At 35.3% G+C, this 6,006-nt stretch carries 7 protein-coding genes; 3 read left to right on the top strand and 4 right to left on the bottom strand.

Translation table 11 applies throughout. The features are described 5' to 3' along the window. Positions 1–6 precede the first annotated feature (6 nt). The 4 genes from ACYVRH_RS10445 to ACYVRH_RS10460 all read right to left on the bottom strand — a co-directional run bounded on the left by ACYVRH_RS10445 (position 7) and on the right by ACYVRH_RS10460 (position 2,079). Entirely contained in the window at positions 7–408 is a 402-nt protein-coding gene (locus ACYVRH_RS10445; RefSeq protein ID WP_461256856.1) for a GNAT family N-acetyltransferase, read from the bottom strand. Positions 409–807: 399 nt separating this feature from the next. Continuing rightward, positions 808–1,164 (bottom strand): HXXEE domain-containing protein, encoded by a 357-nt coding sequence (locus tag ACYVRH_RS10450; protein ID WP_461256857.1) that lies wholly within the window; start codon positions 1,162–1,164, stop codon positions 808–810. 433 nt (positions 1,165–1,597) lie between these two features. Further along, a complete protein-coding gene (locus ACYVRH_RS10455) occupies positions 1,598–1,837 on the bottom strand; it encodes a cytidine/deoxycytidylate deaminase family protein (RefSeq protein ID WP_461251309.1) in 240 nt (79 codons plus the stop codon). Between the two features lie 11 nt (positions 1,838–1,848). Continuing rightward, positions 1,849–2,079, bottom strand: a complete 231-nt coding sequence (locus tag ACYVRH_RS10460; RefSeq protein ID WP_461251310.1) for a hypothetical protein — start codon at positions 2,077–2,079, stop codon at positions 1,849–1,851. Positions 2,080–2,489: 410 nt separating this feature from the next. On the opposite strand from ACYVRH_RS10460, the gene ACYVRH_RS10465 reads away from it, so the two are divergent. The 3 genes from ACYVRH_RS10465 to ACYVRH_RS10475 are packed head-to-tail and all read left to right on the top strand — an operon-like array spanning position 2,490 to position 4,936. Then, entirely contained in the window at positions 2,490–2,858 is a 369-nt protein-coding gene (locus tag ACYVRH_RS10465) for a S24 family peptidase (protein WP_461251313.1), read from the top strand. Between the two features lie 4 nt (positions 2,859–2,862). Next, positions 2,863–4,134, top strand: a complete 1,272-nt coding sequence (locus tag ACYVRH_RS10470; protein WP_461256858.1) for a Y-family DNA polymerase — start codon at positions 2,863–2,865, stop codon at positions 4,132–4,134. 1 nt (position 4,135) lies between these two features. Further along, complete coding sequence (locus ACYVRH_RS10475) at positions 4,136–4,936, top strand: DUF72 domain-containing protein (protein ID WP_461256859.1); 801 nt, start codon at positions 4,136–4,138, stop codon at positions 4,934–4,936. The last annotated feature ends 1,070 nt before the right edge of the window (positions 4,937–6,006 follow it).

The following is a 6,006-nucleotide window of genomic DNA, read 5'->3' on the forward strand; positions in this document are numbered from 1 at the left end:
TTATTTCTATTTATTAATAATATTCATCGCAAAACAATTTTTGTTAGCTTGAAATCCATTTTTTTCATAAAAATTTATGGTTTTTTCAGTTTCTGATATTAATATGATATATAAATATGCTTTATATTTTTCTTTTACCATTGATAATAATTTTGAACCTATCCCTTTAGCTTGATATTTTGGATTAACAAGTAAATAATGAATATATGCCGTTAATTCACTGTCGTCCAAGACGTTTACTAAGCCCACAAGTTTTTCACCGTCCCATGCAGAAAATACCGAATCTGAATTATTTATTGCCTTTGATAATCTTTCAGGATACTTGCTGGATAACCATTTCAATGAAAGAAATAAATCTTCAACTATATTACATGGAATGTTTTTTATGTCTTTATAGGTAATTTTCATTGCTTTTCACTCCTATTATTTGTAAAATATTATCATTCTTAAATTGATTAAAATTAACATTTTCAATAATTTTCTCTGACCTTAAATTTTCAGCCACAATGCGGGACGGACACCAGCAACGCATTTGCCATCGGCGATGTTGCCTTTTAATATATTTTTTCTAAACATATCTAGTTTCATTAATATTCTAAGGGATATTATTGGTATAGCATATAGCTATCATTTCTTAATAAATGTTTCATATTTATTAAGCCATATACCAAACGATTTAAATGTTTTATGCAATAAATATACCCAAAGCAAGGTTACTATAGGGGAGAGTACAAGTAAAATAATAGTTTTTAAAATAGTGTAATCAAGAAGAATAGTAATTTTATAAACAAAATAACTGCAAAGCGGTTAAAATATTATTGAAGTGATTGTCGCAGGAACATATTTTTTAAATTTAATCCTAAGACAAATATGACCTAACAAATGTATTGTAAAACCAGCAAAGAATAAATACCATACAACATAATAGTCAAATAAATAAGATAAAATTGAAATAAGGGAGAATGAAATAAATTCTACTGCAACACCAATAGAAAATACCTCTAATGAACCTCCAAAATCAAAAGGCACATATGTTTTACCCCTCAATGACTTGATATATTCCTCGTTTTTTCTTTGATATAATTTTATGAACACAATTTCCTCAAAATCATGAATCATAAAGATAATAGGGAAAAGCCAAATAATAATGTAAAACAATTTCATAACAAACACTTTCCTTTTATTTATACTTTATGGATTTTCCAAAAAATCCTAATGCAACTTAACTATTCATTAATTTCATACTTTTGTCAATAGAAAATCGTTAAAAAACGTTTTTTTATTTCGTTTATACCCCAAATTTTTCCTCGATATTCTCAACCAAGTTTAGGCACAATGGCATATAACGTTCCGGCGGTAAAAGACGTTTGGGGCAGGTTATAGGGCAATGCGTAGCATTGACCCCTGCCCCAAATGTGGCGGAACAAAAGCGTGCAGAGGGCGTAAGCCCGAACACGCTTTTGTGTAGCCTAGCCCCGAAGGGGCGTACTTTTACCGTCCTGTTATACGGCGTTTGTCCGTACACTATATTAAAAAAAGAGTATTTTATTTACCAAAAAAACCTGACATGCCCTATTTTAACATAAGGCAAATTCTCTTAATATATCCAATCAACAATGCCAAATTCTTTACCACATGTATCGCAACTAAATACTTTTTCATATAGATCCACATAATTATTGTAACCATAATGAGGTATTGATTCCTTTTCTCTTATTGCCAGGGAATTGCAATATGGGCAATATTTAACAGTTGCTTCATAACCATGACAGCCTGTAAAAATAATGCCCGTAATAAAAACAAGAACCGCCAACAAAAAAACAGTATACTTTTTCATTTTAAGCCTCCTTATAATGGCCAAGGTTTATTTTGTTTCAACATTTCAACGCCAAAACGTTTTCCACAAGACTGACATTTATACATTTGAAATTCTGTGCCGTCTTTCAATACTCCTTTACCGTCTTCTTTTATGAGTGACGAGCCGCAATAGGGGCAGTAAGTTGTATCGTCAAACTGGCAAGAAACAAAAGACAATCCGGCAATAGTTAATAACAGAAACAGGGTTATTGCTTTTCTCATATATACCTCTCATATGTAATATATAATACAAAACAAATTTTGTCAATCAAATAGGGAAAATAAGGCTTTTTCCCCATATTATACAATAATTGATAACCACACTGTAGGCGCATTTTTTATTCATCCATTCCTTATCCATATATTCTAAAATCAAGTTTAGGACAAATGCCGTATAACTACTTGTATATGAAGCTTTATTTCATATAAATCCCAAATTTGGGATATATATGAAATTTATCATTTTTGGGGAATAGTGTCAATGTTATTATTAAAATGTAACTGACACCACTTTTTCATAGTGTACCTTCACTCCCGACCACCCCCATATATAGCGTATATTTTTTGCGTCATGGAATTCGTTTTTTTCCTTGCTATTTACAAACTATACAAGTGTATAGTATAATTATAACATGGATAAATTATCTGCTAGTGGGAAAGTTACAGGTTTTGCGTCTCCGGCACAGGGCTATGAAGATACGGCTATTGACCTCAATAATCTGCTTATTAAGAACCCTGCGGCTACCTACTTTTTCCGCTTGGACAGCGGCGACATGGAAACTCTAGGCTTGCTTAAAGGTGCGTTGCTTGTAGTAGACCGCTCCAAAACACCTGTACTCAATAACTTTGTCCTGATACGGCACGAAGGGCAATTTTTATGTCGTCTTATGACGGAACGCAACGGCTCTACTGTTTTTACAAATAGTTTAATCGACATAAAGCCCACTTATGATGACACCGAAATTATCGGAGTTGTTACAACTTCAATAAAGGAGCATTGATTTTATGATAATGCACATTGACGGCAATTCATTCTATGCCGCTTGCGAGCGTATATTTCGCCCCGATTTATACCACAGCCCAATAGCGGTATTAAGCAACAATGACGGAATTGTCATAGCATTAAATTCCGAATGTAAAGCCCTGGGCTTTAAGCGTGGAGACGTATTTTTCCAAAACAAAAACAAAATGGAAAAACTAGGAGTAAAAATATTTTCCAGTAACTACACCCTCTATGCCGATATGTCCGCTAGAATGAATTTGATTTACAGCCGTTTTGCCCCCGATGTCGAGGTATACTCGATAGATGAAAGTTTTTTATTTTTCCCCGATTGGAAAAACGCCGACTATACGTCAATCGGGCAAAACATAAAATCAGCCGTAACAAAAGAAACTGGTATCCCTGTATCTGTAGGAATAGCACCTAACAAGACGCTTGCGAAGTTGTGTAATAAATTGGCAAAAAAAAGAAAAGGCGTTTGCAACTGGCAAGAGTTAAACCAAGATGAAGAATTGGGCAATTATCCTGTAGGCGATATTTGGGGGATAGGGCAATCTAAAACGGCGTTTCTAAAAAAACAAGGCATAACAACCGCCCTTGCCCTCAAACACTACCCATTGGATAAAGCCAAAAAACACATGACAATTACAGGCTACAAAACAGTACAGGAATTAAACGGAATACAGGCAATAGACAAAATTGAAGAAGCTCCCCGACAAATTACCGCAGTATCACGCAGTTTTCAATCCCCTGTCTATGCGTTAGATGATATAATCACAGCCCTTTCCGAATATACCCAAGAAGCCGTAAAACGCATAAGGGACGAAGGCTTATCATGCAAATATATTAGCGTCTACCTTATGACCAACGCATACGCCGAAGGTGAGCAATACTTTAACCAACTCACCGCCGAACTTCCGTACTTATCGGCGTTTCTTCCCGAAATACAATCAGTCGCCAACGAATTACTAAAAAGAATTTACCGCCCAAATTACAAGTACCGCAAAGTAATGATAGCCCTAACAGGATTAGATTTTGATAGAAACCAACAATTTGATTTATTTGATAAAGGCTTTAATCGAATGAAGGAATTAGAACCCCTAATGCAAGCATTTGACACAATCAACAACCGCTACGGCAGAGGCACAATTAAATTAGGTTGCGGATTATCAGGCAAAAGACCAGTTGACGAAGAAACCAAACCCTTCTTATTAAAAAGAGAATATCTTTCCCCTTGCTATACTACCAAAATAAATGATATTCCGTTAGTATATTGATATGGGCGAATTATATATAGGCACAAGCGGTTATGATTACAAAGATTGGAAAGGCGTTTTTTACCCTGACAAATTACCTCAAAAAAAGTTTCTTGAATATTACGCAACCCAATTCAACAGCCTAGAATTGAACGGAACTTATTACAAAATGCCCACACCCTCACAAATGCAAAACATGATAAATCGCACAGACGGCAAAATAAAATTTACAGTCAAAGCGTTTCAAGACTTAACCCATTCCCTAGACAAAAGAAAATATCAAAAACTAACCGCCGAATTCAAAAAAGCATTAGAGCCGTTACAAAAAGAAAATCTATTACTATGCTCATTATTGCAATTCCCCCAAAGTTTCCATTATGAAAAAGAAGAACGCATTTATTTAGACAACCTAATAAGAGAATTCCCCGATATTCCCCTAGTAGTGGAACTCCGCAACACCAAATGGCAAAATTATCAAACCTACCAAGCCCTACGCCAACGCAAAGTAGGTTGGTGTATAACCGACAACCCCCAATTAAAAGACCTGCCAAAACTAGATTTCATCACCACAAATGACATTGCATATATCCGCTTTCACGGACGCAACGCCCAAAACTGGTACACAGGCGACAATGTAACCCGCTACGATTATATGTACACCGATAGCGAGCTACAAACTTTCATAAACCCTATTTTAGAATTGCTAAAAAATACCAAAATAGTCCAGTTATTTTTTAACAACCACGCAAAAAGCCAAGCCGTTGTAAACGCCAAAAAACTAGAATTGTTAATAAAATCCGTAACCGACACCGTTTTTTCATAGTGTACCTTGACCACCGCCCACCCCCATATATAGCGTCCCCTTCTTGTTAAGTTAATTAAGATAATTAATAAAATTTATGAGGGGGGAAGTCTCCCCCCTAGCTTCAAAGCCTTCGGCTTTTCCGCTACCCCTCTCGATCCGTTTATTCCTCTTTTTAAACACTCTTTAAAAATAAATATTTTATCTCCACTTTTTCAAAGTGTGAGCATTTTATTACACCCTATTACTTTAAATCGCTATAACCCTTTTGTCATGGTTTGCGAGTCCGTCGGTCAACGCCGGACGGCAAACCACGCCAACCCCTACGGGGTCAGGGTAATTATTCCCATTCGCATACAGTTACTTTTATTCGCTTAATGTTGCGCGGCATACACGGCACTCTTATTTTCATCATGGCAATTTTATGGGTGGGTGTAGGGCTTGCAAACATGGCGAATTTATTTTGCATAACGGCAATTTCTTGGGTGGGTGTTTTTGCCCTAACAGCGGGAGGATGGGGGTCGGAATTGTGAACCCCCACCCCCCCCACTGTTAGGGCAAAAACAATGCGGCGGTTTTGCTCACATAGTTAGCGTTAGCCCAACTTTTATTTTTTTTGTTCGATAGCTAGATGGGGCAAGGCGATTGAAAAGCAAATGGCGCTTATCCTAGTTTGATTATTTGTTATGTGCAAATATTTATATTTATAAAAAAAATATTTAAAAATATTTTTAAAAAATATTTAAAAAATAGTTGACAAAATAAAAAAAATAATATATATTTTTTATATAACATATTTCAGCAAGGTTATTTATTGACCTTGCCCCACTTGGCTGTATAGCTAGGCTTAAAACATTTATTTATATGTACCGCTTTCTTTATGGGGTGTTTTATGTCTACCTATTATCAAGTTATATCGTCTTATAAGTTATCTAAGGGAAAGCCTTCATTAGTAAACTTATCTTTTCATAGCACATCGGAATATTATCCTTTTATTGTTTTCTCTAATACATCTGTATTCTCCCATTCAAGATTTTTTCACTCTGTAACGGAAGCGGTACACTACATTAATTATTTATTTTCACGTTATC

Source organism: Treponema sp. R80B11-R83G3, assembly GCF_054786115.1.